Source organism: Streptomyces sp. NPDC001348, assembly GCF_053597535.1.
The window spans coordinates 93457-120291 of record NZ_JBSFIK010000018.1; the positions used below are offsets into that span (position 1 = coordinate 93457).

Below are 26835 nucleotides of genomic sequence, written 5' to 3' on the forward strand. Positions count from 1 at the left end.
AGGCCAGGACGAAGACCGGAGGGCACCGCGTGACACCGCAACGGGGATGGGCACGACGACTGGCCGGATACGCATGGAGGTATCCGAAGGACGTCGTCCTGGCCCTCGGCGCCTCGCTCGCCGGCATGGCCGTCATGGCACTCGTCCCGCTGATCACCAAAGTGATCATCGACGACGTGATCGGCAACCACAGCCGGCACATGGCCCCCTGGGCGGGATCCCTCGTCGCGGCCGCGCTCCTCGTCTACGCATCGGCCTACGTCCGCCGCTACTACGGCGGCCGGCTCGCCCTCGACGTCCAGCACGACCTGCGCACCGAGATGTACGGGACGATCACCCGCCTCGACGGCCGCCGCCAGGACGAACTGTCCACCGGACAGGTGGTCGGCCGGGCCACCAGCGACCTCCAGCTCATCCAGGGCCTGCTCTTCATGCTGCCGATGACCATCGGCAACGTCCTGCTCTTCCTGATCTCCCTGGTGATCATGGCCTGGCTGTCGCTGCCGCTGACCCTGGTCGCCCTCGCGGTCGCCCCCGCGCTGTACTGGATCGCCAAGCGCAGCCGCTCCAGGCTGCACCCCGCCACCTGGTACGCCCAGGCCCAGGCCGCCGCCGTCGCGGGCGTGGTCGACGGGGCCGTCAGCGGCGTACGCGTGGTCAAGGGCTTCGGACAGGAGGAGCAGGAGACCGGGAAACTCCGCGAGGTCGGCCGCCGCCTCTTCGCGGGACGCCTGCGCACCATCCGGCTGAACAGCAGGTACACCCCCGCACTGCAGGCCGTGCCGGCGCTCGGCCAGGCCGCCATGCTGGCGGTGGGCGGCTGGCTGGCCGTACGCGGCCACATCACCCTCGGCACCTTCGTCGCCTTCTCCACCTACCTCGCCCAGCTCGTCGGCCCGGTCCGCATGCTCGCCGTGGTCCTCACCGTCGGCCAGCAGGCCCGCGCCGGCACCGAACGCGTACTGGAGCTCATCGACACCCGGCCGTCGATGAAGGACGGCACCAAACCCCTCCCCGCCGACGCCCCCGCGACCGTCGAGTTCGACGACGTGTCCTTCGGATACGCGGACGAGCACCCGGTGCTCCAGGGCCTGAGCTTCGAGATCCGCCCCGGCGAGACCCTCGCCGTCGTCGGCTCCTCCGGCTCCGGCAAGTCCACCGTCTCCCTCCTCCTGCCGCGCTTCTACGACGTCACCCACGGCGCCGTGCTGATCGGCGGGCACGATGTGCGCGAGCTGACCCTCGACTCGCTCAGGGCCGCGATCGGCCTGGTCCCCGAGGACTCCTTCCTCTTCTCCGACACCGTCCGGGCCAACATCGCCTACGGCCGCCCGGACGCCACCCAGGAGGAGATCCAGGCCGCCGCCCGCGCCGCCCAGGCCGACCGCTTCATCGCCGAGCTGCCCGACGGCTACGACACCAAGGTCGGCGAGCACGGCCTCACCCTCTCCGGCGGCCAGCGCCAGCGCGTCGCACTCGCCCGCGCCCTGCTCACCGACCCCCGGCTGCTCGTCCTGGACGACGCCACCTCCGCCGTGGACGCCCGCGTCGAGCACGAGATCCACGAGGCGCTGAAGCAGGTCATGCGGGGCCGTACCACCCTGCTCATCGCCCACCGCCGCTCCACCCTCAACCTCGCCGACCGCATCGCCGTCCTCGACGCCGGCCGCCTCGCCGACATAGGCACCCACCAGGAACTGCAGGAACGGTCCGCCCTCTACCGCCGCCTGCTCACCGACCCCGACGAGCTCGGCGGCGTCTCCCCGGGCCATGCCCAGCCCGCCGCACCGGACGAGGACACCTCGGTCCGGGACGAACTCGACGCCGAGTTCGACGCCGAGCGGGGTGTGACCCCCCGCCTGTGGACCGGCGACCGCGAACCGAAGGACACCGCACTCGCCGGAACCCCGGCCACACCCGACCTCCTCGCCCAGGTGGAGGCGCTGCCCCCGGCCACCGACACCCCGGACATCGACGAGGCGCGCGCGGTCCGCCCGGAGGACTCCTACGGCCTCCGGCGCCTGCTCCACGGTTTCGGCCGGCCCCTCCTCGTCAGCCTGCTGCTCGTCGCCGTCGACGCCGGCATGGGCCTGCTGCTGCCGATCCTGATCCGGCACGGCATCGACCAGGGCGTCACCCGGATGGCCCTCGGCGCGGTCTGGTCGGCCTCGCTGCTCGCCCTGCTCGCCGTCACCCTGCAGTGGGCCGCGCAGATCGGCGAGACCCGGATGACCGGCCGCACCGGCGAACGGGTCCTGTACTCCCTGCGCCTGAAGATCTTCGCCCAGCTCCAGCGGCTCGGCCTCGACTACTACGAGCGCGAGCTGACCGGCCGGATCATGACCCGCATGACGACCGATGTCGACGCTTTGTCGACATTTTTGCAGACGGGTCTGGTCACGGCGTTCGTCTCGGTCGTCACCTTCTTCGGCATCATGGTGGCCCTGCTGGTCATCGACGTACAGCTGGCGCTGGTCGTCTTCGCGACCCTGCCCCCGCTGATCGTCGCCACCTACTTCTTCCGCCGGGCCAGCGTGAAGGCGTACGAACTCGCCCGCGAGCGTGTTTCGGCGGTCAACGCCGACCTCCAGGAGTCGGTGTCCGGACTGCGGATCGTGCAGGCCTTCCGGCGCGAGCGGGACGGCGGGCGCCGGTTCGCCGAACGCAGCGACAGCTACCGGCGCGCACGCATACGCGGCCAGTGGCTGATATCCGTCTACTTCCCCTTCGTCCAGCTGCTGTCCTCGGTCGCCGCGGCCTCCGTGCTGATCGCGGGCGCGGGCCGGATCGAGGCGGCCACGCTGACGACGGGCGCGCTGGTCGCCTACCTGCTCTACATCGACCTGTTCTTCGCCCCCGTCCAGCAGCTCTCCCAGGTCTTCGACGGCTACCAGCAGGCGACGGTGTCGCTGGGCCGCATCCAGGAACTGCTCCAGGAGCCGACGTCCACCGAGTCCGCCGGGCAGCCGCAGCGGGTGCGCTCGCTCCGGGGCGACCTCGCCTTCGAGAACGTGCACTTCGCGTACGGCCAGGACCACGACCCGGCGGGCGGCGCCGGCGAACAGGCGCTGACCGGCATCGACCTGACGATCCCCGCCGGTCAGACCGTCGCCTTCGTCGGCGAGACCGGCGCGGGCAAGTCGACCCTGGTGAAGCTGGTGGCCCGGTTCTACGACCCCACCGCCGGCCGGGTCACGGTCGACGGCACCGATCTGCGCGCCCTGGACCTCACCTCGTACCGGCACCGCCTCGGCGTGGTGCCCCAGGAGGCGTACCTCTTCCAGGGCACCGTCCGCGACGCCATCGCCTACGGCCGCCCCGACGCCACCGACGCCGAGGTGGAGGCCGCGGCCCGGGCGGTCGGCGCACACGACATGATCGCCACCCTCGACGGCGGCTACCTGCACGAGGTCGCCGAACGCGGCCGCAACCTGTCGGCGGGTCAGCGCCAGCTGATCGCCCTGGCCCGCGCCGAACTCGTCGACCCCGACATCCTGCTCCTCGACGAGGCCACGGCGGCCCTCGACCTGGCCACGGAGGCCCAGGTCAACCAGGCGACGGACCGTCTGACGGGCCGTCGCACCACGCTCGTCGTCGCCCACCGGCTGACCACGGCCGCCCGCGCCGACCGGGTCGTGGTGATGGACCACGGCCGGGTCGCCGAGGACGGCACCCACGAGGAACTGCTCGCCCTGGACGGCCGGTACGCCGAACTGTGGCGGACGTTCATCGGCCGGGCGGAGCCGGAGGAGCCGGTGGGGGCGCCCCGCTGAACAGCCGCACGGCGCCTGCATCCGACGATCGTGCAACCATCCGACATATGTCGTGCGTCCGTACATCAGTACGTTCATGGCTGGTACATGACCGATGTACGGGAGGGACGACAGTGGACAGTGGTGCGATACGCAGGCGCCTGGCGCTCGGCGCGGCCGTGCTGGCCGCGTCGGGGGTGCTCGGCCTCGCGGCGCCGGGCAGCGCCCAGGCGACGACGACGGCGACGTCCTGCGCCGGGCGCGAGGTGAAGACCCTGCCCTTCTCCACCGGAGCCGTGCACGTCTACAAGCGCAATGGCTACGTGTGCGCGCTCACCACACCGGAGAAGACCGGCGCCAAGCGCACCATGTCGGTCAGCGTCCAGGCGCGCGGCAACCGGCCCGTCGTCGACAAGGGCCACTACGCCCACCACGCCGGCCCGGTGACGGTGCACGCCGGCCACCGCTGCGTGTGGATCAAGGGCTCGGTGGGCCGCGGTTCGGTGAGCTCGGGCTGGATCCTGTGCTGACCCTCCGGGGGGCTCACAACCGGCGTGCGCAGCCCACCGGATGGCGCCCGCCGAGCTGGACGTACAGGGCCGTCGACGGCGGGCACTGACGGCGGGCCGCCACCGTCTTCGTGATCTTGTACCGGGGTTTCCGGGTGCCCGAGCCGTCGCACGCCGTCTCACGCACCCGGCCGCCGCCGGAGCCGTAGACGCAGTCGCCCGGGACGGTGCGGGGCCCGCCACCGCCCCCCGGGTCGCCCGGGTGCGGCGGTTCGAGGTTGCGCATGCAGGCGTACCCCTGGGGAATCGTGCCGTCCCCGTGCTCCGGGGAGGACGGGTCCCGCGCGCCGATGTGCAGGACGAAGTCGGTGGTGGGCGGGCACAGCGGGCCGTTGCCAGGGGTGCCGTCGTGGCGGGCGACGACCCGGGCCGCCGCCCGTTCCCCGGCGCACGGCACCTCGGTGAAGCCGGCGGTGCCGAAGGAACTGCACTCGCCGACCGCGAGGAACCGGGCGCCGTAGCCGGTGGTCGGGGCGGCCGCCCCGGTCGGTGTGCCGTGCGCGGTGGGCCCGGGCGAGCGCTGGCAGCCCGTCAGCAGGGCGAGGGGCAGCGCCAGCAGCCCGCACACCAGCCCCACGGAACGTCTCACGTGCATCCCCATCCCCCCAGACACCCCCTGCCCAGCGTGACCCGTCGTGAGTGGGCCACGCCAGCCGTTTCGGAGGCTTTCCGCCCCTTGTGGGGGTTACGCCCCATGCGTGACGTACGTCTAGTACGTCAGCCCATGGCCGATGGGGTACAGCACCTGCGCCGGATCGTCCGCCCGCTGCACCGGCACCGGCAGCCTGCCGCGCGGCCCGACCCGCCCGGCGACCACCCTGGCGGCGGCGCGCAGCTCGACGTCGGTCCACGAGTAGACGGCCAGGCAGGACTTCACGGAAGGCAGCACCGCCACGTCGTACGGGTTGCGAACGGCGATCGCCACCACCGGAACGCCCGTGCCGACCAGCCGTTCGACCAGCGTCTTCTGGCTGCTGCCCGCCGTGACGTTGTACGTCGCCACCACCACCGCGTCCACCCCCTGGGCCGCCGTGACCGCCTTGGCGACGGCCGCCTCGGAGGGGTCGGTCCCGGTCGGCAGGGCGGTGGCGGTGAAGCCGAGTTCGGTGAGGGCGGCGGCCAGCACGCCGGTGGGCGGGCCCGTGGTCCCCGAGGGCGAAGCCGGGTCGGCGCCGACCACCAGCAGCCGGGGGTGCGTGCGGCGGGACAGCGGGAGCAGCCGGCCCTCGTTGACCAGCAGGGTGGTCGTGCGCTCGGCGATGCGGTCGGCCGTGGCCAGGTGCTCGGCGACGCCGACCGTCCGGTGCACGCCGGCCGCGTCGACGTACGGCTGCTCCAGCAGCCCCAGCTTCGACTTCAGCCGCAGGATCCGCAGCACCGATTCATCGAGCCGGCCCTCCGTCAGCTCGCCCTCCTTCACCGCACGGAGCACGGCGTTCCAGGCCACGTCCAGGTTCGGCGGGTTGAGCAGTTGGTCGACACCCGCCTTCAGCGCGAGCACCGGCACCCGGTCGTCCCCGTACTTCGTGCGGACGCCCTGCATGCCGAGGGAGTCGGTGACCACGACCCCGTCGTAGCCGAGTTCCCCGCGCAGGATGCCGGTGAGGACGGGCCGGGAGAGGGTGGCCGGGTCACCGGAGTCGTCGAGGGCCGGGAACTGGATGTGGGCGGTCATGACCGAGTCGATGCCGGCCCTGATCGCCGCCCGGAACGGCACCGCGTCCAGCTTCTCCCACAGCTCCCGGCTGTGGGTGATGACGGGGAAGCCGAAGTGGCTGTCGACGGCGGTGTCCCCGTGCCCCGGGAAGTGCTTGGCGGTCGCCGCGACCCCGGCCGCCTGATACCCCTTCACCTCGGCCGCCACCAGCCCGGCCACCGCCTGCGGGTCCGCCCCGAAGGAGCGTACGCCGATGACCGGGTTGGCCGGGTTGACGTTCACGTCCGCGTCGGGGGAGTAGTCCTGGCGGATACCCATGGCGCGCAGCTCCGCGCCGGAGATCCGGCCGAGGGTGCGGGCGTCGGTGCGGGAGCGGCCCGCGCCGATCGCCATCGCGCCGGGGAACAGCGTCGCGGGCTTGCCGACGCGGCACACGGCGCCGTGCTCCTGGTCGGTGGCGATGAGCACGGGCAGACCGCGGGGCTCCTCCAGCGACGCCCGCTGGATCCCGTTGGACAGTTCCGCGATCTGCCGCGGATCCCGGGTGTTGTGCGCCCAGGTGAAGTAGATGATGCCGCCGACCCGGTACCTGGCGATCAGCTCGGCGGCCGTGCGTACGCCGATCTCCTTGAGGTTGGCGTCGATGTCGGCCTGGTCGGGGGCGGTGGCCGAGTGCCCGTACACCCGCATCACGAACAGCTGACCGACCTTCTCCTCCAGCGTCATGCGGGAGACGAGGGCGCGGAGCTTCCTGTCGCCGGGTGCGGCGTGCGCGACACCACCGACCGTCGCGGTCGCGGTGAGCCCCGCCGTGGCGGCGAGGACGGTACGCCTGGAGGGCCGTGCGGTGCTTGCCGTGGGTCCTGTGGGTTCGGTGGGTCCCGGGCTTCCCGTGCCGGTCTGGTGCACGTGCACTCCTTCCGGAGAGGATCCGCTGGAGGTCCGCTGAAGGAAACTTCCGAGAACTCACCCATATCCGGGAAGTTTCTGCCAGTCAAGGGAATGCACACTAACCAGAAAGGCGCCGCCATCGGCGCAGGCGCCGGGGGGCGCGCCGATGGCGGTACGCTGCCGCCGCTCAGTCCAGCTCGTAGTCGAAGGAGTACGGGAAGGGCGACTCGCCGGGGCGGTACGTGAAGGTGCCCGAGCCGCGCAGCCCGGCCAGCTCCCCGGTGCCCGACGCCGGCACCACCTCGAAGGAACAGAGAACGGAACCGTCCTCCTCGAACGACCCGCGCTCCTCCACCACGAAGCTCCCCTCCCGGCCGTCCAGCCGCCCGGCGAGCAGCTCCATGCCCGTGAAGGTCCCCGTCTTCTCGGTGACGTAGACGATGGTGTACTCGCAGTTCGTGCGGGCCGCCTCGATCCCGCCGGTGAAGGCGTTGACGACGGAGGCACGGGTGAGCTTCGGACTCGCCCCTTCCGGACTGACCGTGCTCTCCTCCCAGTTGGCGTAGGAGATGTGACCGGCGGTGTGCGTGGACATGCGGTTCCCTTCAGTGAAGCGGTGTGCGCCTGTTCCGCCAGCCTGTCCCCCGTACCTGACACCTCCTGTCAGGTACAGCACCCGATCGGCAGAATGACGGCATGCGCGCCGACCGCCTCCTCTCCCTGCTCCTCCTGCTGCAGAACCGCGGCCGGATGACCGCCCCCGAACTCGCGGCGGAGCTGGAGGTGTCGGTGCGTACCGTCTACCGCGACATCGAGGCGCTGGGTGCCTCGGGCGTCCCGGTGTGCGCCGACCGCGGCCCTGCCGGCGGCTACCGCCTCATGGACGGCTACCGCACCCGGCTGACCGGCCTCACCGACGCCGAGGCCGACGCCCTCTTCCTCGCCGGGGCACCCGGCCCCGCCCGCGACCTGGGCCTCGGCGCCGTCCTGCCCACCGCCCAGCTGAAACTGCGCGCGGCCCTCCCGGCCGAACTCGCCGACCGCACCCGCCGCATCCAGGAACGCTTCCACCTCGACACCCCCGCCTGGTTCCGGGACGCCGACCCGGTGCCGTGTCTCGAGCCGGTCGCGCGAGCGGTGTGGGAACAACGGGTGCTGCGCGCCCACTACCGACGCTGGCGCGGCGAGGTGCACCGGGAGCTGCGCCCTCTGGGCCTGGTCCTCAAGGGCGGCAACTGGTACCTGCTGGCGCTGGCCGGCGGCGATCCCGGAGACACGGACGCCCCCGCAGCGACCGTGCGCACGTACCGCATGTCCCGCTTCGTGACCGTGGACCTCACGACGGACACCTTCGAACGCCCCGCCGGCTTCGACCTGGCCGCCCACTGGGCGGAGTCCTCCCGGCACCTGGAGCGGACACTCCACCAGGACACCGCCCGTCTGCGCGTCTCCCCCCGGGCCCAGCGCCTGCTCCCGATGCAGTTCGGCGCGCTGGGCAGACGGGCCCTGGACAGCGCCGGACCACCGGACGTCGAGGGCTGGGTGGAGGTGCGGATGCCGGTGGAGACGCGGGCCGTCGCGGTCACCGACCTGCTGCGGCTCGGCGCGGAGGCGGAGGTCCTCGGCCCGCCCGAGCTGCGGCAGGCGTTCACCGAGGCCGTTGCCGCTCTGGCCCACCGCTACGGGCTGGGTGGGGGTGGGTGATCGGCGGGTCGGTCGGGTGGCCCCACGGTGACCTGGAGGCCCTGCTCCTACGCCGAGTCGCTCAGCAGCCGCACCAGGTGCTCGCGCCCGGCGTCCAGCAGGCCCGGCAGCGGGGCGGCGGCCTCGTACCAGCGTTTCTCGTACTCCCAGCACAGCCAGCCGTCCCAGCCGTGCCGGGAGAGCACCTCCAGGCACTCGGTGAGCGGCAGCACACCGGCGCCGAGCGGGAGCGGGGTGGTGTCCTCGGCGGAGGCGATGTCCTTCACCTGCACGTATCCGAGGTGCGGGGAGAGCGCCGCGAACGTCTCGCTCGGCTGCTCGCCGCCCAGCCAGGTGTGCATCACGTCCCACAGCGCGCCGACATGGCGGTGGCCCACGGGGCCGAGGACGCGGATCGCCTCGGCTCCGGTGCGGTGCGAGTCGTGGGTCTCCAGCAGGATCCGGACGCCGAGGGCGGCGGCGTCCTCGGCGGCGGTGCCCAGCCGCCGGGCGGCCGTGGCGTCGGCGTCGGCCCGGGACTGGTCGGGTTCGGCTCCCGGGAAGACGCGTACGAAGGGGGCACCGAGGTCGTGGGCGAGATCGAGGAGTTGCCGGATTTCGCCGAGTACGGGTTCGTCCGGGCCGGGCGCGGCGACGCGCGCGTATCCGGCGATCCCGAGCAGCCGGATCCCGGACGCCTTGAACGCGGCGGCCACGTCGGCCCGCTCGGCGGGGCCGAGGCCCGGGTGCACCGGTTCCTCCGGATGGGCGCGCAACTCGACGCCGTGGTAGCCGTGTTCGGCCGCGAGGGCCAGTACCTCCGGCACGGGCAGGCCTGGGACACCGAGGGTGGAGAACGCCAGCTTCATGGGGCGGACACTACCCGGCACCGCCCGACACTCACCTGATTCGCGCGGATCGAGCCGTAAGTCTCCGGGCCACCCGCTACTCGGCGACGGGCCGGTACACGTTCACCAGCGCGCCCGTCTCGGCGGTGGTCGTCGACACCAGTTCCAGCGTCCGCTTGCCCCCGTCCGCCGGGAAGACCGACTTGCCGCCGCCGAGGATCACCGGCATGACGACGAGCCGCAACTCGTCGACGAGGCCCTCCTGCAGCAGGGTCCGGACCAGCGTGGGGCTTCCCATCACGGTCAGGTCGCCGCCGTCGGCGGCGCGCAGCTCACGGACCCGGCCGAGGGCCTCGGCGACGGGGATCCGGACGGTGTTGTCCCAGGTGAGCCCGTCGTCCCCGAGGGTGTCGGAGACGACGTACTTCCGGATCGAGTTCATCCGGTCGGCGAAGGGGTCCCCGGCCCGTTCCGGCCAGGCCGCCGCCATCGACTGCCACGTGCGCCGCCCGAACAGCAGCGCCGCCGCCTTCTCCAGTGCCGCGGCGAAGGCACCGCCGACCACCTCGGGCTCGAAGAACGGGTGCGACCAGCCCCCGTGCGCGAACCCTCCGTCGGTGTCCTCCTCGGCCCCGCCGGGCGCCTGCACGACGCCGTCCAGGCTCATGAACTCGGTGACGGTGACACGCATGGGAACCACTCCTTCTGGTCTGCCGCCCCGGCCGGGCGGTCACGGCAGGGGAGACCCTCGTGGTGTACGGAACTCATCGCTCACCGCTCGGACGGCCTCGGCCTCGACTCCCGCCGACCGCAGCCGCCGCGCCGGCAGCTCCGTCTCGGGCAGGGTCGCGCCGTACCGCCCGGCCAGGACGTGCTCGAGGACGTCCCTGGCTTCGGCGAGTCCGACACCGAGCGTCTTGCGCAGCACCCGCATGACCGCCACCCGGTCCGCGGGCGCGCCCAGACGCAGCACTGTCCGCCCGTGCTCGGCAAGCATGCGCTGCCGCACCGGGGCCGGCAACTCGCCGCCGCACAGAGCCGCCGCGCCAGCAGCTCCGTCTCGGGCAGGGTCGCGCCGTACCGCCCGGCCAGGACGTGCTCGAGGACGTCCCTGGCTTCGGCGAGTCCGACACCGAGCGTCTTGCGCAGCACCCGCATGACCGCCACCCGGTCCGCGGGCGCGCCCAGACGCAGCACCGTCCGCCCGTGCTCGGCAAGCATGCGCTGCCGCACCGGGGCCGGCAACTCGCCGCCGCACAGAGCCGCCCCGCTCCCGCAGTTCCGGCACACCACCTCGGTGTCCCACCGCAGCGAGTCGCCCACCAGCACCTGCACGCCGTGCCACTCGGCCGCGCCCCGGCAGTCCTCGCAGGGGACGGAGGCCTCCAGTGATTCGAAGGTCAATTCGAATGTCATGCGGCAGCCGCCGTTCTCACGCCCGCGGCGCCCCCGAGGAGCCCCGCACCATCAGCTCTCCGCGGACCGTCGCGATCCCCCCGGGCGGGGGTTCCTCGCGCCCCATGGCGATGCGGCCGGCCCGTGCCCCGGCCTCCGCGAGGGGCAGTCGTACCGTCGTGAGGGAGGGCACCGCGTCGATGCTGAAGGGCAGGTCGTCGAAGCCGGCGACCGACACGTCCTGCGGGATGCGCATACCGGAGTCGCGCAGGGCGGCGCAGGCGCCGAGGGCGACGGAGTCGTTGGCGGCGACGACGGCGGTGAGGGAGGGGTCCCGGCGGAGCAGCTCGAGGGTGGCCTCGTAGCCGGAGCGCCGGTCGTAGCGGCCGTGCACCGTCCAGCGCTTCTCCTCCTCGATACCGGCGGCGGCGAGCGCGTCGCGGTGGCCTTCGAGCCGGTCCCGGGTGGTGGTCCGCTCCTCGGGTCCGGCGATGTAGCCGAGGCGCCGGTGGCCGAGGCCGATGAGGTGCTCGGTCAGTTGCCGGGCGCCCCCGCGGTTGTCGAAGGCGAGCGCGACGGCCTGCGTGTCGGGGGCCGGGGGCCGTCCGCACAGCACCACCCGGGTTCCGGCTTCCGTGAGCTTGCGCAGCTTCGCGGCCACGGCCGCCGCGTGCGGCGCCTCCTCCACCGCGCCGCCGGTGAGCACCACGGCCGCGGCCCGCTGCCGCTGCAGCAGCGTCAGGTAGGTCAGTTCGCGTTCCGGTGAGCCGCCGGTGTTGCAGACGACGGCCAGCCGTTCCCCGCCGGCCCGTCCGCCGGGTCCGCCCATCTCGCCCTGGACGGCGCCGGCCATGATGCCGAAGAAGGGGTCGGCGATGTCGTTGACGAGGATGCCCACGAGGTCGGAGGTGGCTGCCGCCAGTGCGCTGGCCGGGCCGTTGAGGACGTAGTCCAGCTCGTCCACGGCCCGGAGCACCCGCTCTTTGGTGGAGGCGGCCACGGGGTAGTTGCCGTTCAGCACGCGCGACACCGTCGCGGGCGAGACCTGGGCGCGGGCCGCCACGTCCGCCAGGGTCACCGTCATCTCGTCGTCCTCCGGTCGCGCATCTCGTGGTACGTCTCGTACGTCCTCGTAGACAGGTCAGCCACTGCCACGGTTCCGTGCGGTGTCGAGCAGACCCTAAGGCCAACCGCCCCCGCTGTTCGACCCCTCGAACAATTCCACATGGACCAGGCCTTGTCCGGAGCACCGGTCAGAGGCTAGCTTCTCATGGGATAGAAAGCGCTTGCTGTATTGCTTATGACTGCATTGCCGCTGCACCGCTCATGAATGGACGAATGGGGACTGATGTGACACGCAAGACGGTGCGTATCGCCATGAACGGCGTCACCGGACGTATGGGCTACCGACAGCACCTCGTCCGGTCGATCCTCGCCCTGCGCGAGCAGGGAGGCCTGGACCTCGGCGACGGCACCGTGCTGTGGCCGGAACCCGTCCTGGTCGGCCGCCGTGAACACGCCCTGAGGGAGATCGCGGAACGCCACGGCCTGGAGCACGTCGCGACGGACGTGGACGCGGTGCTCGCCGACCCGGACGTCGACATCTACTTCGACTCCCAGGTCACCTCCGCCCGCGAGGAGTCGATCAAGAAGGCGATCGCCGCGGGCAAGCACGTCTACACCGAGAAGCCCACCGCGACCGGCCTCGACGGCGCCCTCGAACTCGCCCGGCTCGCGCACGCCGCCGGCATCAAGCACGGCGTCGTCCAGGACAAGATCTTCCTGCCCGGCCTGCTGAAGCTGAAGCGGCTCATCGACGGCGGCTTCTTCGGCCGGATCCTGTCCGTCCGCGGCGAGTTCGGCTACTGGGTCTTCGAGGGCGACTGGCAGCCCGCCCAGCGCCCCTCCTGGAACTACCGCACCGAGGACGGCGGCGGCATCGTCGTCGACATGTTCCCGCACTGGGAGTACGTCCTGCACGAGCTGTTCGGCCGCGTGAAGTCCGTCCAGGCCCTGACCGCCACCCACGTCCCGCAGCGCTGGGACGAGAACGGCAAGCCCTACGACGCCACCGCCGACGACGCCGCGTACGGCATCTTCGAGCTCGAGGGCGGCGCCATCGCCCAGATCAACTCCTCCTGGGCCGTCCGCGTCAACCGCGACGAGCTGGTGGAGTTCCAGGTGGACGGCACGGAAGGGTCGGCCGTCGCGGGCCTGCGCAAGTGCCGCGTCCAGCACCGGTCCGCCACCCCCAAGCCGGTCTGGAACCCCGACATCCCCGCCACCGAGGTCTTCCGGGACCAGTGGCAGGAGGTCCCGGACAACGCCGAGTTCGACAACGGCTTCAAGACCCAGTGGGAGATGTTCCTCAAGCACGTCTACGCCGACGCCCCCTACCACTGGGACCTCCTCGCCGGCGCCCGCGGCGTCCAGCTCGCCGAGCTGGGCCTGAAGTCGTCGGCCGAGGGCCGCCGCATCGACGTACCGGAGATCGCGCTGTGACCATCCGACTGCCCGACGCGCACGGCGCACTGCGGACCTACGAACCCCGCACCGAGCCGCTCGCCACCACCCCCGGCACCCCCCTCACCTCCCGTACGGTCTTCTCGGCGGCGCACGTGGTCGCCGACCCGTACGCCGACGTGTCCCCCGACTCGCCCGCCGCCGTCGACTGGGACGCCACCCTCGCCTTCCGCCGCCACCTGTGGTCGCACGGGCTCGGCGTCGCCGAGGCCATGGACACCGCCCAGCGCGGCATGGGCCTGGACTGGGCGGGCGCGGCCGAGCTGATCCGCCGGTCCGCCGCGGAGGCCCGCAGCGTGGGCGGCCGGATCGCCTGCGGGGTCGGCACCGACCAGATCACCGGCGGGTCTCTCGTGGAGATCCGCACGGCGTACGAGGAGCAGCTCGCGCTCGTCGAGGAGTCCGGCGCCCAGGCGATCCTGATGGCCTCCAGGGCCCTCGCGGCCGCCGCCCGGGGCCCCGAGGACTACCTGGAGGTCTACGGCCACCTCCTGCGCCAGTCCGCCGAACCGGTGATCCTGCACTGGCTCGGCCCGATGTTCGACCCGGCCCTGGAGGGCTACTGGGGCTCCTCCGACCTGGACGCGGCCACCGACACCTTCCTCCAGGTCATCGCCGCCCACCCCGACAAGGTCGACGGCATCAAGATCTCGCTCCTGGACGCCCAGCGCGAGATCGACCTGCGCCGCCGCCTCCCGCAGGGCGTGCGCTGCTACACCGGCGACGACTTCAACTACCCCGAGCTGATCGCGGGCGACGAGCGGGGCTTCAGCCACGCCCTGCTCGGCATCTTCGACCCGCTGGGCCCGCTGGCGGCCGAGGCGGTACGGGTCCTGGACACCGGGGACACCGCCGGCTTCCGCGCCCTGCTCGACCCCACCGTGGAGCTGTCCCGCCACCTCTTCCAGGCGCCGACCCGCTACTACAAGACGGGCGTGGTCTTCCTGGCCTGGCTCGCGGGCCACCAGGCACACTTCACGATGGTCGGCGGCCTGCAGTCCGCCCGCTCCCTCCCGCACTTCGCCCGCGCCTACGAACTCGCCGACGGACTGGGCCTGTTCCCCGACCCCAAGCTGGCCGAGGAACGCATGAAGAACCTGCTCGCCATGTACGGGGTGACCCAGTGACCGCTCTGGAACGCTTCTCCATCAACCAGATGACGGTGAAGCAGCTGCCCATGCCCGAACTCGTCGACGCCTGCCGCGACCTGGGCGTCACGAACGTCGGCCTGTGGCGCGAGCCGGTGCGGAGTCACGGCCTCGAGGCGACCGCGAAACTGGTCCGCGACGCGGGCCTCACCGTCACCACCCTGTGCCGGGGCGGCTTCCTCACGGCGATCGACCCTCAGGCGCGGGCGGCGGCCCTGGCCGACAACCGCCGTGCCGTCGACGAGGCCGCGACCCTCGGCACCGAGGTGCTGGTCCTGGTCTCCGGCGGCCTGCCCGCCGGCTCCAAGGACCTGCACGGCGCCCGCGAGCGCATCGCCGACGCCCTCGCCGAGCTGGGGCCCTACGCCGAGGACCACGGGGTGAAGCTGGCCATCGAGCCCCTCCACCCCATGTACGCCGCGGACCGCTGCGTCGTCTCCACCCTCACCCAGGCCCTCGACCTCGCCGAGCGCTTCCCCGCCCACCAGGTCGGCGTCACCGTCGACACGTACCACATCTGGTGGGACGACCAGGCCCCCGCCCAGATCGCCCGCGCCGGAGCGAGTGGCCGCATCCACACCTTCCAGCTCGCCGACTGGACCACCCCGCTGCCCGAGGGTGTGCTCAACGGGCGCGGCCAGATCGGCGACGGCGCGATCGACATGCGCGAGTGGAAGGGCTACGTCGAGGCGGCCGGCTACACCGGTCCCATCGAGGTGGAACTCTTCAACGACGCGCTGTGGGCGCGGGACGGGCGCGAGGTGCTCGCCGAGACCGCGGCGCGGTTCGCGGAACACGTGGGCGAACAGGTGGTCGAATAAAAAAATTCGGAATCCCGTGCAACCCTTCCCGCACCCGGTGGGTCCTACGTGGCATCAGGGCTTCTGGAGGGGGATCCGGGGGGATTACGGGGTTCTGATGCGGAGGGGAAACGCCGAGGGGCCCGGTCGTCGGACCGGGCCCCTCGAAGCTTCCGGGAGTGGGGTACGGGCCCACTCACGGTTCGGCACCGTCAGAAGAACACCCCGCACCGCAGCAGCACGTTCGCATAAGGCCGCGCCTCTCCCGTGCGCACGACCAGACGCGCCCCCGCGGACAGCTCCTTCAGCCGCTCGTGCGGCACCAGGGCAAGGTCGGGGAAGTGCCCGTCCAGCAGGGACGCCGCCGCCGGATTGGCCGCCCGTACCTCCGTCGCCGCCGTCGCGCCCTCCACCACCAGCTCGGCCAGCAGACCGTCCAGCACCTCGGCGAAGGACGGCACTCCGGCGCGGAAGGCGAGGTCCACGACCCGGGGGCCCTGCGGGATCGGCATGCCCGCGTCGCACACGAGGACGCCGTGCCCGTGGCCCAGTTCGGCCAGCGCGCCGGAGAGGTGCCGGTTGAGGATGCCCGCCTTCCTCACAGGGCGTCCACCTCCGCCGCCGTGGGGAACGACTCCTGCGCGCCCCGCTTCGTCACGGCCGCCGCACCGACCCGGGCCGCGTGGGCCGCCGCCTCGGCGAGCGAGGAACCCGACCCGAGCCGCCAGGCCAGCGCCGCCGTGAACGCGTCGCCTGCGCCCGTGGTGTCCACGGCGTCCACCTTCACCGACGGGACCCGCGTGACGCCCTCCACGGACGCCACCAGCGCACCCTCGGCGCCCAGCGTGACGACCACCGAACGCGGGCCCTTGGCGAGCAGGATCCCCGCCCAGTCCTCGGGACGGTCCCCGGCCGGGACGTCGCCCAGGATCACCCTCGCCTCGTGCTCGTTCACGATCAGCGGGTCGCACGCCGCCAGCACCTCCGTCGGGAGCGGACGCGGCGGGGAGGGGTTCAGGACGAACCGGGTGCCCTCCGGCAGGTTCCGTACGACCTCCACGACCGTCTCCAGCGGGATCTCCAGCTGCGCCGACACCACCCGGGAGGCGTGCAGGAGGCAGCTGGCGGCCCGGACGTCCGTCGGCGTCAGCCGCCCGTTGGCACCCGGCGAGACGACGATGCTGTTGTCACCGGACGGATCGACGGTGATCAGCGCCACGCCCGTCGGCGCGCCGCCCACCAGCACGCCCACCGTGTCCACCCCGGCCGCCCGCTGCGAGTCGAGCAGCAGCCGGCCGTGCGCGTCGTCGCCGACCCGCGCCAGCAGGGCCGTACGGGCCCCGAGCCGGGCGGCCGCGACCGCCTGGTTGGCGCCCTTGCCGCCCGGGTGGACGGCCAGGTCGCCGCCGAGCACCGTCTCACCGGCACCCGGGCGTCGCTCGACGCCGATCACCAGGTCGGCGTTGGCCGATCCCACGACCAGAAGGTCGTAGTCGTACATGAGAAGACTCCCCTGAGGAAAAACCCGGAGCGGGCGGTCGCCACGAGCCGTGAACGACCGCCCGCCCGTTCGCCGTTGTTCGCTGTCGTCAGCCGCTGAACCCGGCCACGTTCTCCTTCGTGACCACCTTCACCGGCACCTTCACCGTCGCCGCCACCTTCTTGCCCTGGATCGCCCGCAGCGCGTTGTCCACCGCGATCCTCCCGAGCTGGGTGGGCTGCTGGGCCACGGACGCGTACAAAGTGCCGTTCTTCACAGCGGTCAGACCGTCCGGGGTGCCGTCGAAACCGACGACCTGGACCGACTTCCCGGCCCTGGCTCCCAGCGCCTTGACGGCGCCGAGGGCCATCTCGTCGTTGGCGGCGATGACACCCTGGACGTCGGGGTGGGCCTGGAGCAGGTTCGACATCACGTCGAGGCCCTTGGTGCGGTCGAAGTCGGCGGGCTGCTGGGCCAGCACCCGGATGCCCGGGTAGGCCTTCAGACCCCTGGCGAAACCCTCCGCCCGCTCGCGGGCGGCGGAGGTGCCCGCCTGGCCCTGCAGGATCACGATCCTGCCCTTGCCGCCGAGCTTCTCGGCGATCGTCTTCGCGGCGAGCTCACCGCCGGCCACGTTGTCCGAGGCCACCAGGGCGTCCACCGAGGCCTTGTTGACGCCGCGGTCCACCGCGATGACGGGGGTCCCCGCCTTGTCGGCGGCGCGCACGGACGGGCCCGCGGCGTCCGAGTCCACCGGGTTGACGATGACCGCGTCGAAGCCGGAACTGGTGAAGTTCTGCAGCTGGTTGGCCTGCTGGGAGGCGTCGTTCTGGGCGTCCGTGACGGTCAGGTCCACGCCCAGCTTCCTCGCCTCGGCCTGGGCGCCCGCCCGGATCTGCACGAAGAACGGGTTGTTCAGGGTGGACAGGGACAGGCCCGCCTTCGGGTCGGCCGTGGCGGAGGAACCGCCGTGCAGGAACGTGGTGGCGCCCACGACCGCCACGGTGACCACCGCCGCGAGCGCGTACGTCCCCGCCTGCCGGCCCTTGCCGCCACCGCCCGTGCCGGCGGCCAACGGGGTGGCCCCGGCCTTGCGGCGCAGCGTGTCGAGCAGCACCGCCAGCGCGATGACGACACCGATGACGACCTGCTGCCAGAACGCGGAGACCGACAGCAGGTTCAGTCCGTTGCGCAGCACCGCCAGGATCAGCGCACCGATCAGCGTCCCCGACGCCTTGCCGGTGCCGCCCGCCAGCGAGGCCCCGCCGATGACGACCGCGGCGATCGCGTCCAGCTCGTAGCCGTCGGCCGCCTGCGGCTGCGCGGAGGACAGGCGGGCGGCCAGCACGACCCCCGCGGCGGCGGCGAACACCCCGGACAGGGCGTAGATGGCGAGCTTCTGCCGCTTCACCCGCAGTCCCGACAGCCGGGCCGCCTCCTCGTTGCCGCCGATCGCGTACATGGACCGGCCGATGTACGTCCGCCCGAGCACGAACGCCGCGACGAGCCCCATGACGACCATGACCAGCACCGGCACCGGCAGCCAGCCGCCCAGCGTGTCACCGAGGTGGGAGACGGAGCCGGGGAAGGCGATCGGGGAGCCCCCCGAGATGACCAGCGCCAGACCGCGGGCCACCGACAGCATCGCGAGCGTCGCGATGAACGGCGGCAGTTTCCCGTAGGCGACCAGGAAACCGTTGACCAGACCGGCCGCGACACCGGTGGCGACGGCCAGCAGCACGGCTATGAACACCGGCACGCCGTGCGCTGTCGCACTCCAGGCCAGCACGGTGGCGGACAGCGCGGCCACCGAGCCGACCGACAGGTCGATGCCCGCCGAGACGATCACGAACGTGACGCCGAAGGCGAGGACGGCCGTCACGGCCGCCTGCACACCCACGTTCAGGAGGTTGTCGGTGGTCAGGAAGTCCCCGGACAGCGCCGACAGGGCGACGAGGAGGACGATCAGCGCGGTGAGCGCGCCGTTGTCGAGCAGGAGACGGCGGACCGCCGCGGCGCCACCGGCGCCCGTTGTGCTCTGGAGCGTGTCAGTGGCCACGGGGGGCCTCCAGTTCGGTGGGAGAAGTGCCTGATTCGGTTTCGGTGAGGGGATTGCTCACCGCGAGTGCCATCACGGCGTCCTGGGTGGCCTCGCCGGCCGCGAGCTCGCCCGCGATCCGGCCCTGGGCCATCACCAGCACCCGGTCGCTCATGCCGAGCACCTCGGGCAGATCGCTGGAGATCATCAGGACGGCGGCACCGGCGGCCGTGAGCTCGTTGATGAGCTGGTAGATCTCGACCTTGGCGCCGACGTCGATGCCGCGCGTCGGCTCGTCGAGGATCAGCACCCTGGTGTCGGCGAGCAGCCACTTGCCGATGACGACCTTCTGCTGGTTGCCGCCGGACAGCGTGCGCACCTGCTGGCCGAGGCCCGCCATCCGCACACCCAGCTGCACGGCGATCCGCTCGGCCGACGTGTGCTGCGCCTTGAGGTCGACGAGTCCGGCGCGGGTGGCCGCCCGCATGGTCACCAGGCCCAGGTTCTCCTCCACGGAGGCGTCCAGCAGCAGCCCCTGGCCCTTGCGGTCCTCCGGGACCAGCCCGATCCCGGCCGTCATGGCCGCGTTGACGTCATGGCGCCTCAGCTCCGTACCGGAAACCCGCACGGCCCCCTTGTCGTAGGGGTCGGCGCCGAACACCGCCCGCACGACCTCGGTACGGCCGGCCCCGACGAGCCCCGCGATGCCGACGACCTCACCGGCGTGCACCTCGAAGCTCACGTCGTGGAAGACGCCGTCCCGGGTGAGCCCCTCGACGGTGAGCAGCGGGGCGCCCCGGTCGGCGCGTTCGCGCGGGTACTGCTGCTCGATGGACCGCCCCACCATGAGCCGTACGAGTTCGTCCTCGGGGGTGGAGGCCGGGACCTGCCCGACCGACCTGCCGTCGCGGATGACGGTGACCCGGTCGCCGAGCGCCGCGATCTCCTCCAGGTGATGGGTGATGAAGACGATCCCGACGCCGTCCTCGCGCAGCCTGCGCACGATGGCGAAGAGCCTCTCCACCTCCTCGGAGGTGAGCACGGCGGTCGGCTCGTCCATGACGAGCACGCGCGCGTCCAGGCTGAGGGCCTTGGCGATCTCGACCATCTGGAGGCGGGCGATGCCCAGTTCGCGGACACGCGCGCGTGGGGAGACGCTGACGCCGACGCGCTCCAGGAGGACGGCCGCGTCGGCCTCCATCCGCTTCCGGTCGATCATGCCGAGCCGGCGCGGTTGCCGCCCCAGGAAGATGTTCTCGGCGACCGTCAGATCGGGAACGAGGTTGAACTCCTGGTAGATGGTGGCGATCCCGAGGCGCTCGGAGTCCTGCGCACCGTGGATGCGCACCTCCTCGCCGCCGACGAGGATCCGCCCGGCGTCGGGTGTGTAGGCGCCGGAGAGCATCTTGATGAGGGTGCTCTTGCCCGCGCCGTTCTCACCGAGCAGCACATGGACCTCGCCCCGGCGCAGGTCGAAGTCGACGCCGTCCAGCGCGACCACGCCCGGGAAGGTCTTCCGTATGCCCTCGATGCGCAGCAACTCGTCCGGGTCGCTCACGACGTGCTCCTTTGCACTGGGGAGGGGGACTGGGTGGGGGGAGTGGGCTCGCCGCACGAGCGGCGTACGACGAGACGGGCGGGGAGGGTGACGGACGTGGGGGGACGTCCCTCGATGCGGTCGACCAGGGCCCGTACGGCGGCCCGGCCCAGCTCGCCCGTGGGCTGGGCGATCGCCGTGACCGGCGGATCGGTGTGCACGAACCAGGGGATGTCGTCGAACGCGGCCAGCGCGATGTCGTCCGGCACGCGCAGCCCACGCGCGCGTATCGCGTCCAGTGCGCCGAGTGCCATCAGGTTGTCGGCGGCGAAGACGACCTCGGGCGGCTCGGGCAGGTCGAGGAAACCCTCGGTGACCCGCCGCCCGCTCTCCGCCTGGAAGTCGCCCTGGCCTACGCAGGCGTCCGGCAGGGGGAGCCCGTACTCCGCCATCGCCGCCCGGAAGGCGTCGACGCGCTCGCTGCCGGTGGTGGTGGCGGCGGGGCCCGCGATGATCGCGAGCCTGCGGTGTCCCAGCCCGTGCAGATGCGCGACGAGATCCCGGATGGCCGCCTGCCCGTCGGCCCGTACGACGGGCACGTCCACGCCCGGGATCCACCGGTCCACGAAGACCATCGGCGTCCCCGCCCGCACGGCGTCCAGCATCAGCGGGGAGCCGCCGTCGGTGGGGGAGACGAGGAGGCCGTCGATCCGCCGGTCGAGGAGCGTCCGCACGTGGTGGTCCTGGAGGTCGGGCCGCTCGTCGGCGTTGCCGATGATCACGCTGTAGCCGAGCGCGCGGGCCTCCTCCTCGACCGAGCGGGCCAGCTCGGTGAAGTAGGGGTTCATGACGTCGCTGATGACCAGGCCGAGGGTGCGCGTCTGGTCGGTGCGCAGCGAACGGGCGACGGCGTTCGGGCGGTAGCCCAGCGCCTCGACGGCGGCCAGCACGCGGGTACGTGCGTCGGCGCTGACCGACGGGTGGTCGTTCAGCACACGAGACACCGTGGCGACGGATACGCCCGCCTCGGCGGCGACGTCCTTGATGCTCGCCATCGCCGGCCCCACCTCCTTGTGGAATCGATTACACGCGTGGTGCGCAAGGAGGATTGGAATCGATTACACGGAGGCGGGGCAAGGGGGGAGGAGTGGCCGAAATGCAATCGTGACCGGGGTGGGGGTGGGGGTGTGCGCAGCGCCTGCCGGTATGTGACCGTGGGGCCGCCCGCTTCTTCGTGAGTGTCGTGCTTCCGCGAGCCGAGTAAAGGGCGCTGCGCGTCGCCTGCGGCGATCGGCCTGCGGCCGACCCTTGACTCGGCTCGCTCCAGCACGGGTGAGAAGCGAGCGGGCAGCCCGGTGAAGCGGGGCCCGGGTAGGGCGATCCCTGTCGTCAGTTGGGGTGTCGGGCGGGGTAGGGGGGCGCGGTCGCGTCTCGCCTGCACGCCGGGTGCGCTTGGCGGCTTGCGGCGGGAGGGGGCTGGGGTGCGGGTGGGTGGTGGGTGCGGGTGGGGTGGTGGGGGTGCGCGTGGGGTGGTGGGGGTTCCGTCTGTCGCCGGTGCCTCGCACTCTCGCCACAGTGGCCTCGCCGGTCGCCGTTATCGGGCGATGGGCAGATATGGGCGGGCGGGGGCGGCAAAAGGGCAGGTCGATGAGGTGAGGCCTGGCCCATTGCTGCCAATCTGCCCGGCAGGGTCATCGGCGGGTCAGCGCCAGCACACTCAGGCCGAACATCAGGACGCCCAGGGGGAGGTGGACCGACGGGACGTGTGCGATACCGAGTACCACCTGGAGCGAGGCGAGTACGAGGAAGCCCGAGGCGTGCCAGACGGGGCGGGGCGAGCCGCCGCCCGGCTTCCATGCCGGGCGGCCCCACGGTCACTCTCCAGCAGAGGGCCCGGCTGCACCCGCCGCGGCGACGAGGTGGACCCCGCGTCCGCGCGCCGGATCGTCGAGGAGTTCCTCGCCGCCGCCTCGGGGCGCACCGAACGGCTGGTGGCGTTGCTCACCGACGACGCGACCGCGGTCTCGGACGGTTACGGACTGGCCAGGCGGCTGCTGTGGTACAACACCCGCGAGCGCATCGCCTCCTACGTGCAGGCCGGCTTCAAGCCCACGCCGGCGAAGCGGCGTTCGGCCGGTGGCTCCCCCGCGTTCCGCATCGCGCTGGTCAACGACTCACCAGCCGCCCTCGCCGTCGTCGACGACCGGGTCGTGGGTGCCGTGGTGTTCGAAGTCGGCGACGGCAAGGTCGCGCACCTGCTTGGCATCGCCGCCGCGGACCGGCTCGCCCGCCTCAACTACGCCTGGCGGCAACACGAACACGAGGTGCCGGCCATCATCACATGGTGACCACAGCCACCGAAATCCGCCTCGGACAGCACCGGCCTCATGCCTGATACTCCACCCCTGTCACACCCCACCGGTACCGTCGGTTCATGGCTCAGGCGCAACCAGCGGCGACCCCGCCGAACCCGGCGGCCCCCACGCCCCCCACGCCCCCCACCGGCGAACGGCGGCTCGCCACCCTCGAAGGCGTGCTCGAAAGGATCACGTACGCCAACGAGGAGAACGGCTACACGGTCGCCCGGGTCGACACCGGAAGAGGCGCCGGTGACCTCCTCACGGTCGTCGGGGCGCTGCTCGGTGCCCAGGTCGGGGAATCCCTGCGCATGGAGGGCCGCTGGGGGTCGCACCCGCAGTACGGGAAGCAGTTCCACGTCGAGAACTACACCACCGTCCTGCCCGCCACCGTCCAGGGCATCCGCCGTTACCTGGGGTCGGGGCTGGTGAAGGGCATCGGGCCGGTCTTCGCCGACCGGATCACGCAGCACTTCGGGACGGACACGCTCCGGATCATCGAAGAGGAGCCGAAGCGGCTCATCGAGGTTCCCGGTCTCGGCCCCAAGCGGACCAGGAAGATCGCCGACGCCTGGGAGGAGCAGAAGGCGATCAAGGAGGTCATGCTCTTCCTCCAGACCGTCGAGGTGTCCACCTCCATCGCGGTGCGGATCTACAAGAAGTACGGGGACACCTCCATCTCCGTCGTGAAGAACCAGCCCTACCGGCTCGCCGCCGACGTCTGGGGCATCGGCTTCCTGACCGCCGACAAGATCGCCCAGTCCGTGGGCATCCCGCACGACAGCCCCGAGCGGGTGAAGGCGGGCCTGCAGTACGCGCTGTCGCAGTCCACCGACCAGGGGCACTGCTTCCTGCCGGAGGAGCGGCTGATCGCCGACGCCGTCAAGCTCCTCCAGGTCGACACGGGGCTCGTCATCGAGTGCCTGGCCGAGCTGTCCGCGCCCGCGGAGGAGGGTGAGGAGCCCGGGGTCGTGCGGGAGAAGGTGCCGGGTCCCGACGGTGACTCCGAGCCCGTCACCGCCGTCTACCTCGTCCCCTTCCACCGCGCCGAACTCTCCCTCTCCGCCCAGCTGTTGCGTCTGCTGCGCACCGACGAGGACCGGATGCCCGGCTTCCGGGACGTCGCCTGGGACAGGGCGCTGGCCTGGCTGGCGTCCCGCACCGGCGCCGATCTCGCGCCCGAGCAGGAGGCCGCCGTGAAGCTGGCGCTCACCGAGAAGGTGGCCGTGCTGACCGGCGGCCCCGGGTGCGGCAAGTCCTTCACCGTTCGCTCGATCGTGGAGCTGGCCCGTGCGAGGAAGGCGAAGGTCGTGCTCGCCGCGCCGACCGGGCGGGCCGCGAAGCGGCTGGCCGAGCTGACCGGGGCCGAGGCCTCCACGGTGCACCGGCTGCTGGAGCTGAAGCCGGGGGGTGACGCGGCGTACGACAGGGACCGTCCGCTCGACGCCGATCTGGTGGTCGTCGACGAGGCCTCCATGCTGGACCTCCTGCTCGCCAACAAGCTGGTCAAGGCGGTCCCGCCGGGCGCCCACCTCCTCTTCGTCGGGGATGTCGACCAGTTGCCCAGCGTGGGCGCGGGAGAGGTGCTGCGCGATCTGCTCGCCGACGGCAGCCCGGTCCCCGCCGTCCGCCTCACCAGGGTCTTCCGCCAGGCCCAGCAGTCGGGGGTGGTGACGAACGCGCACCGGATCAACTCCGGGCAGCATCCGGTCACGGACGGGATGAAGGACTTCTTCCTCTTCGTCGAGGACGACACGGAGGCGGCCGGGCGGCTGACCGTGGATGTGGCCGCGCGACGCATTCCGGCCAAGTTCGGTCTCGACCCGCGTCGTGACGTGCAGGTCCTCGCCCCCATGCACCGGGGCCCGGCCGGCGCGGGCGCCCTGAACGGCCTGCTCCAGCAGGCCATCACCCCGGGCCGCCCCGACCTGCCCGAGAAACGGTTCGGCGGCCGGGTCTTCCGCGTCGGCGACAAGGTCACCCAGATCCGCAACAATTATGAGAAGGGCAAGAACGGAGTCTTCAACGGCACCGTGGGCGTGGTCACCTCGCTCGACCCGGTCGACCAGCGTCTGACGGTGCTGACGGACGAGGACGAGGAGGTTCCGTACGAGTTCGACGAACTGGACGAGCTGGCCCACGCGTACGCGGTGACCATCCACCGGTCGCAGGGCAGTGAGTATCCGGCGGTGGTGGTTCCGGTCACCACCGGTGCGTGGATGATGCTCCAGCGCAACCTGCTCTACACGGCGGTGACCCGGGCCAAGCAGCTGGTCGTGCTCGTCGGTTCGCGCAAGGCGATCGGCCAGGCGGTGCGCACGGTGTCGGCCGGACGGCGCTGTACGGCACTCGACTTCAGGCTCCACGGGGCCGGACGGCCCTGACATCACCAAAAATGATCGATCAAACGAGTCGGGAAGGTCACACAGCACTTCCCGATGGCGGATCGAGGGTGGAGGATGGGCAGGTTGGCGGCACTGAGTGCCGTCAGTAGGCCCAATGGTCGACCCCGAGTGCACTCTCCTGAGCCAAATGGGGGATGGTAGAGACAGTCAGGGCACCTCGAAGAAGAGGCACTACGTCGGTGAGGGAAGACGTGAGCGACAACTCTGTAGTACTGCGGTACGGCGACGGCGAGTACACCTACCCGGTGATCGACAGCACCGTCGGCGACAAGGGCTTCGACATCGGGAAGCTCCGCGCCCAGACCGGTCTGGTGACTCTGGACAGCGGTTACGGCAACACGGCCGCATACAAATCCGCCGTCACCTACCTCGACGGCGAGGCGGGCATCCTGCGGTACCGGGGCTACCCGATCGAGCAGCTGGCGGAGCGCTCCACCTTCCTGGAGGTGGCCTACCTGCTGATCAACGGTGAGCTGCCGACCGTCGACGAGCTCTCCACGTTCAAGAACGAGATCACGCGGCACACCCTGCTGCACGAGGACGTCAAGAACTTCTACCGGGGCTTCCCGCGTGACGCCCACCCGATGGCCATGCTGTCCTCGGTCGTCTCGGCGCTGTCCACGTTCTACCAGGACAGCCACAACCCGTTCGACGAGAAGCAGCGCAACCTCTCGACCATCCGGCTGCTGGCCAAGCTTCCGACGATCGCGGCGTACGCGTACAAGAAGTCGATCGGTCACCCGTTCGTCTACCCGCGCAACGACCTCGGCTACGTCGAGAACTTCCTCCGCATGACCTTCTCGGTCCCGGCGCAGGAGTACGACCTCGACCCGGTCGTGGTCTCCGCGCTCGACAAGCTGCTGATCCTGCACGCCGACCACGAGCAGAACTGTTCGACCTCCACGGTCCGCCTGGTCGGCTCCTCGCAGGCCAACATGTTCGCGTCGATCTCGGCCGGCATCAACGCCCTGTGGGGTCCGCTGCACGGCGGCGCCAACCAGTCGGTGCTGGAGATGCTCGAGGGCATCCGCGACTCCGGCAACGACGTCGACACCTTCATCCGCAAGGTGAAGAACAAGGAGGACGGCGTCCGCCTGATGGGCTTCGGCCACCGGGTCTACAAGAACTTCGACCCGCGCGCCCGGATCATCAAGGCCGCCGCGCACGACGTGCTCTCCGCGCTGGGCAAGGAGGACGAGCTCCTCGACATCGCCCTCAAGCTGGAGGAGCACGCCCTTTCCGACGACTACTTCGTCGAGCGCAAGCTCTACCCGAACGTGGACTTCTACACCGGTCTGATCTACCGGGCCATGGGCTTCCCGACCGAGATGTTCACGGTCCTGTTCGCCCTCGGCCGGCTGCCGGGCTGGATCGCCCAGTGGCACGAGATGATCAAGGAGCCGGGCTCCCGCATCGGCCGTCCGCGCCAGATCTACACGGGCGTCGTGGAGCGGGACTTCGTCCCGGTCGAGGAGCGCTGACACCTGCCGGTGCGGGGCGCCGGTTCGCTGGCGCCCCGCCATGGTGGTGGGTTCCCGCGGCCGGGGGTCCGGGGGTTGTCCCCCGGGTGGGTGCAGCCACGGGCGTCGTGGAGCGGGACTTCGTCCCGGTCGAGGAGCGCTGACACCTGCCGGTGCGGGGCGCCGGTTCGCTGGTGCCCCGCCATGGTGGTGGGTTCCCGCGGCCGGGGGTCCGGGGGTTGTCCCCCGGGTGGGTGCAGCCACGGGCGTCGTGGAGCGGGACTTCGTCCCG

General features: G+C 71.8%; 20 protein-coding genes and 1 pseudogene. 9 read left to right on the plus strand and 12 right to left on the minus strand.

Annotated elements, in window-relative coordinates; genetic code table 11:
- The first annotated feature begins 29 nt into the window (after positions 1 to 29).
- Together ACWC21_RS20405 and ACWC21_RS20410 are read left to right on the plus strand one after the other, a co-directional pair.
- Complete coding sequence (locus ACWC21_RS20405; protein ID WP_450883709.1) at positions 30 to 3773, plus strand: ABC transporter ATP-binding protein; 3744 nt, start codon at positions 30 to 32, stop codon at positions 3771 to 3773.
- Between the two features lie 113 nt (positions 3774 to 3886).
- Positions 3887 to 4282, plus strand: a complete 396-nt coding sequence (locus tag ACWC21_RS20410) for a hypothetical protein (protein ID WP_450883710.1) — start codon at positions 3887 to 3889, stop codon at positions 4280 to 4282.
- A gap of 13 nt (positions 4283 to 4295) precedes the next feature.
- Here the strand turns inward: ACWC21_RS20410 and ACWC21_RS20415 are convergent, their stop codons facing one another.
- The 3 genes from ACWC21_RS20415 to ACWC21_RS20425 all read right to left on the minus strand — a co-directional run bounded on the left by ACWC21_RS20415 (position 4296) and on the right by ACWC21_RS20425 (position 7464).
- A complete protein-coding gene (locus ACWC21_RS20415) occupies positions 4296 to 4916 on the minus strand; it encodes a hypothetical protein (RefSeq protein ID WP_450883712.1) in 621 nt (206 codons plus the stop codon).
- Positions 4917 to 5030: 114 nt separating this feature from the next.
- Positions 5031 to 6887 (minus strand): glycoside hydrolase family 3 protein, encoded by a 1857-nt coding sequence (locus ACWC21_RS20420; RefSeq protein WP_450883714.1) that lies wholly within the window; start codon positions 6885 to 6887, stop codon positions 5031 to 5033.
- A gap of 169 nt (positions 6888 to 7056) precedes the next feature.
- Positions 7057 to 7464 carry a DUF3224 domain-containing protein gene (locus ACWC21_RS20425; RefSeq protein ID WP_450883716.1) on the minus strand — a complete coding sequence of 136 codons (408 nt, stop codon included), beginning with the start codon at positions 7462 to 7464 and terminating at the stop codon, positions 7057 to 7059.
- Positions 7465 to 7565: 101 nt separating this feature from the next.
- Here ACWC21_RS20425 and ACWC21_RS20430 point away from each other — a divergent pair, with 101 nt between their 5' ends.
- Positions 7566 to 8573: a helix-turn-helix transcriptional regulator gene (locus tag ACWC21_RS20430; protein WP_450883718.1), complete on the plus strand. Its 1008-nt coding sequence runs from the start codon at positions 7566 to 7568 to the stop codon at positions 8571 to 8573.
- 47 nt (positions 8574 to 8620) lie between these two features.
- Here ACWC21_RS20430 and ACWC21_RS20435 read toward each other — a convergent pair whose 3' ends face one another.
- From ACWC21_RS20435 to ACWC21_RS20450, 4 genes are all read right to left on the minus strand, one after another.
- A complete protein-coding gene (locus tag ACWC21_RS20435) occupies positions 8621 to 9421 on the minus strand; it encodes a sugar phosphate isomerase/epimerase family protein (protein ID WP_450883720.1) in 801 nt (266 codons plus the stop codon).
- Between the two features lie 76 nt (positions 9422 to 9497).
- Positions 9498 to 10091: a dihydrofolate reductase family protein gene (locus tag ACWC21_RS20440; RefSeq protein WP_450883722.1), complete on the minus strand. Its 594-nt coding sequence runs from the start codon at positions 10089 to 10091 to the stop codon at positions 9498 to 9500.
- A 39-nt stretch (positions 10092 to 10130) separates the two neighbouring features.
- On the minus strand, positions 10131 to 10397 hold the full coding sequence (locus tag ACWC21_RS20445; protein ID WP_450883724.1) for a hypothetical protein: 267 nt from the start codon (positions 10395 to 10397) through the stop codon (positions 10131 to 10133).
- Between the two features lie 435 nt (positions 10398 to 10832).
- Positions 10833 to 11879, minus strand: a complete 1047-nt coding sequence (locus ACWC21_RS20450) for a LacI family DNA-binding transcriptional regulator (RefSeq protein WP_450883726.1) — start codon at positions 11877 to 11879, stop codon at positions 10833 to 10835.
- Between the two features lie 266 nt (positions 11880 to 12145).
- Here ACWC21_RS20450 and ACWC21_RS20455 point away from each other — a divergent pair, with 266 nt between their 5' ends.
- The 3 genes from ACWC21_RS20455 to ACWC21_RS20465 are packed head-to-tail and all read left to right on the plus strand — an operon-like array spanning position 12146 to position 15287.
- Positions 12146 to 13297 (plus strand): Gfo/Idh/MocA family protein, encoded by a 1152-nt coding sequence (locus tag ACWC21_RS20455; protein ID WP_450883728.1) that lies wholly within the window; start codon positions 12146 to 12148, stop codon positions 13295 to 13297.
- Complete coding sequence (locus ACWC21_RS20460) at positions 13294 to 14445, plus strand: dihydrodipicolinate synthase family protein (RefSeq protein WP_450883730.1); 1152 nt, start codon at positions 13294 to 13296, stop codon at positions 14443 to 14445. The genes ACWC21_RS20455 and ACWC21_RS20460 overlap by 4 nt, the downstream gene beginning before the upstream one ends.
- Positions 14442 to 15287 (plus strand): sugar phosphate isomerase/epimerase family protein, encoded by an 846-nt coding sequence (locus ACWC21_RS20465; protein WP_450883732.1) that lies wholly within the window; start codon positions 14442 to 14444, stop codon positions 15285 to 15287. Before ACWC21_RS20460 ends, ACWC21_RS20465 begins: the two co-directional genes overlap by 4 nt.
- Positions 15288 to 15478: 191 nt before the next feature.
- On the opposite strand, the gene rbsD is transcribed toward ACWC21_RS20465, so the two are convergent.
- The 5 genes from rbsD to ACWC21_RS20490 form a co-directional block, all read right to left on the minus strand.
- Positions 15479 to 15868 carry a D-ribose pyranase gene (rbsD, locus tag ACWC21_RS20470; protein WP_450883734.1) on the minus strand — a complete coding sequence of 130 codons (390 nt, stop codon included), beginning with the start codon at positions 15866 to 15868 and terminating at the stop codon, positions 15479 to 15481.
- A complete protein-coding gene (locus ACWC21_RS20475) occupies positions 15865 to 16767 on the minus strand; it encodes a ribokinase (RefSeq protein ID WP_450883736.1) in 903 nt (300 codons plus the stop codon). Before ACWC21_RS20475 ends, rbsD begins: the two co-directional genes overlap by 4 nt.
- 88 nt (positions 16768 to 16855) lie before the next feature.
- The gene (locus ACWC21_RS20480) at positions 16856 to 18805 is read right to left on the minus strand and encodes an ABC transporter permease/substrate-binding protein (RefSeq protein WP_450883738.1); all 1950 of its coding nucleotides are present in this window, start codon (positions 18803 to 18805) and stop codon (positions 16856 to 16858) included.
- Complete coding sequence (locus ACWC21_RS20485) at positions 18795 to 20342, minus strand: sugar ABC transporter ATP-binding protein (protein WP_450883740.1); 1548 nt, start codon at positions 20340 to 20342, stop codon at positions 18795 to 18797. The genes ACWC21_RS20480 and ACWC21_RS20485 overlap by 11 nt, the downstream gene beginning before the upstream one ends.
- Positions 20339 to 21376, minus strand: a complete 1038-nt coding sequence (locus tag ACWC21_RS20490; protein WP_450883742.1) for a LacI family DNA-binding transcriptional regulator — start codon at positions 21374 to 21376, stop codon at positions 20339 to 20341. The genes ACWC21_RS20485 and ACWC21_RS20490 overlap by 4 nt, the downstream gene beginning before the upstream one ends.
- A gap of 849 nt (positions 21377 to 22225) precedes the next feature.
- On the opposite strand from ACWC21_RS20490, the pseudogene ACWC21_RS20495 reads away from it, so the two are divergent.
- From ACWC21_RS20495 to ACWC21_RS20505, 3 genes and pseudogenes are all read left to right on the plus strand, one after another.
- Positions 22226 to 22669: pseudogene (locus ACWC21_RS20495) on the plus strand (RNA polymerase subunit sigma-70); the annotation flags it as partial.
- An 86-nt stretch (positions 22670 to 22755) separates the two neighbouring features.
- Positions 22756 to 25062 carry an SF1B family DNA helicase RecD2 gene (gene recD2, locus ACWC21_RS20500; RefSeq protein ID WP_450883744.1) on the plus strand — a complete coding sequence of 769 codons (2307 nt, stop codon included), beginning with the start codon at positions 22756 to 22758 and terminating at the stop codon, positions 25060 to 25062.
- A gap of 212 nt (positions 25063 to 25274) precedes the next feature.
- On the plus strand, positions 25275 to 26564 hold the full coding sequence (locus ACWC21_RS20505; protein WP_450883746.1) for a citrate synthase: 1290 nt from the start codon (positions 25275 to 25277) through the stop codon (positions 26562 to 26564).
- Positions 26565 to 26835: the final 271 nt, after the last annotated feature.

What these genes read in the sequence shown, in the direction of transcription:
- ACWC21_RS20435 (WP_450883720.1), bottom strand. Translation starts at nt 9,421, where the DNA reads ATGAAGCTGGCGTTCTCCACCCTCGGTGTCCCAGGCCTGCCCGTGCCG.
- ACWC21_RS20490 (WP_450883742.1), bottom strand. Translation starts at nt 21,376, where the DNA reads ATGGCGAGCATCAAGGACGTCGCCGCCGAGGCGGGCGTATCCGTCGCC.
- ACWC21_RS20430 (WP_450883718.1), top strand. Translation starts at nt 7,566, where the DNA reads ATGCGCGCCGACCGCCTCCTCTCCCTGCTCCTCCTGCTGCAGAACCGC.
- ACWC21_RS20425 (WP_450883716.1), bottom strand. Translation starts at nt 7,464, where the DNA reads ATGTCCACGCACACCGCCGGTCACATCTCCTACGCCAACTGGGAGGAG.
- ACWC21_RS20440 (WP_450883722.1), bottom strand. Translation starts at nt 10,091, where the DNA reads ATGCGTGTCACCGTCACCGAGTTCATGAGCCTGGACGGCGTCGTGCAG.
- ACWC21_RS20475 (WP_450883736.1), bottom strand. Translation starts at nt 16,767, where the DNA reads ATGTACGACTACGACCTTCTGGTCGTGGGATCGGCCAACGCCGACCTG.
- ACWC21_RS20445 (WP_450883724.1), bottom strand. Translation starts at nt 10,397, where the DNA reads ATGCTTGCCGAGCACGGGCGGACAGTGCTGCGTCTGGGCGCGCCCGCG.
- ACWC21_RS20415 (WP_450883712.1), bottom strand. Translation starts at nt 4,916, where the DNA reads ATGCACGTGAGACGTTCCGTGGGGCTGGTGTGCGGGCTGCTGGCGCTG.
- ACWC21_RS20450 (WP_450883726.1), bottom strand. Translation starts at nt 11,879, where the DNA reads ATGACGGTGACCCTGGCGGACGTGGCGGCCCGCGCCCAGGTCTCGCCC.
- recD2 (WP_450883744.1), top strand. Translation starts at nt 22,756, where the DNA reads ATGGCTCAGGCGCAACCAGCGGCGACCCCGCCGAACCCGGCGGCCCCC.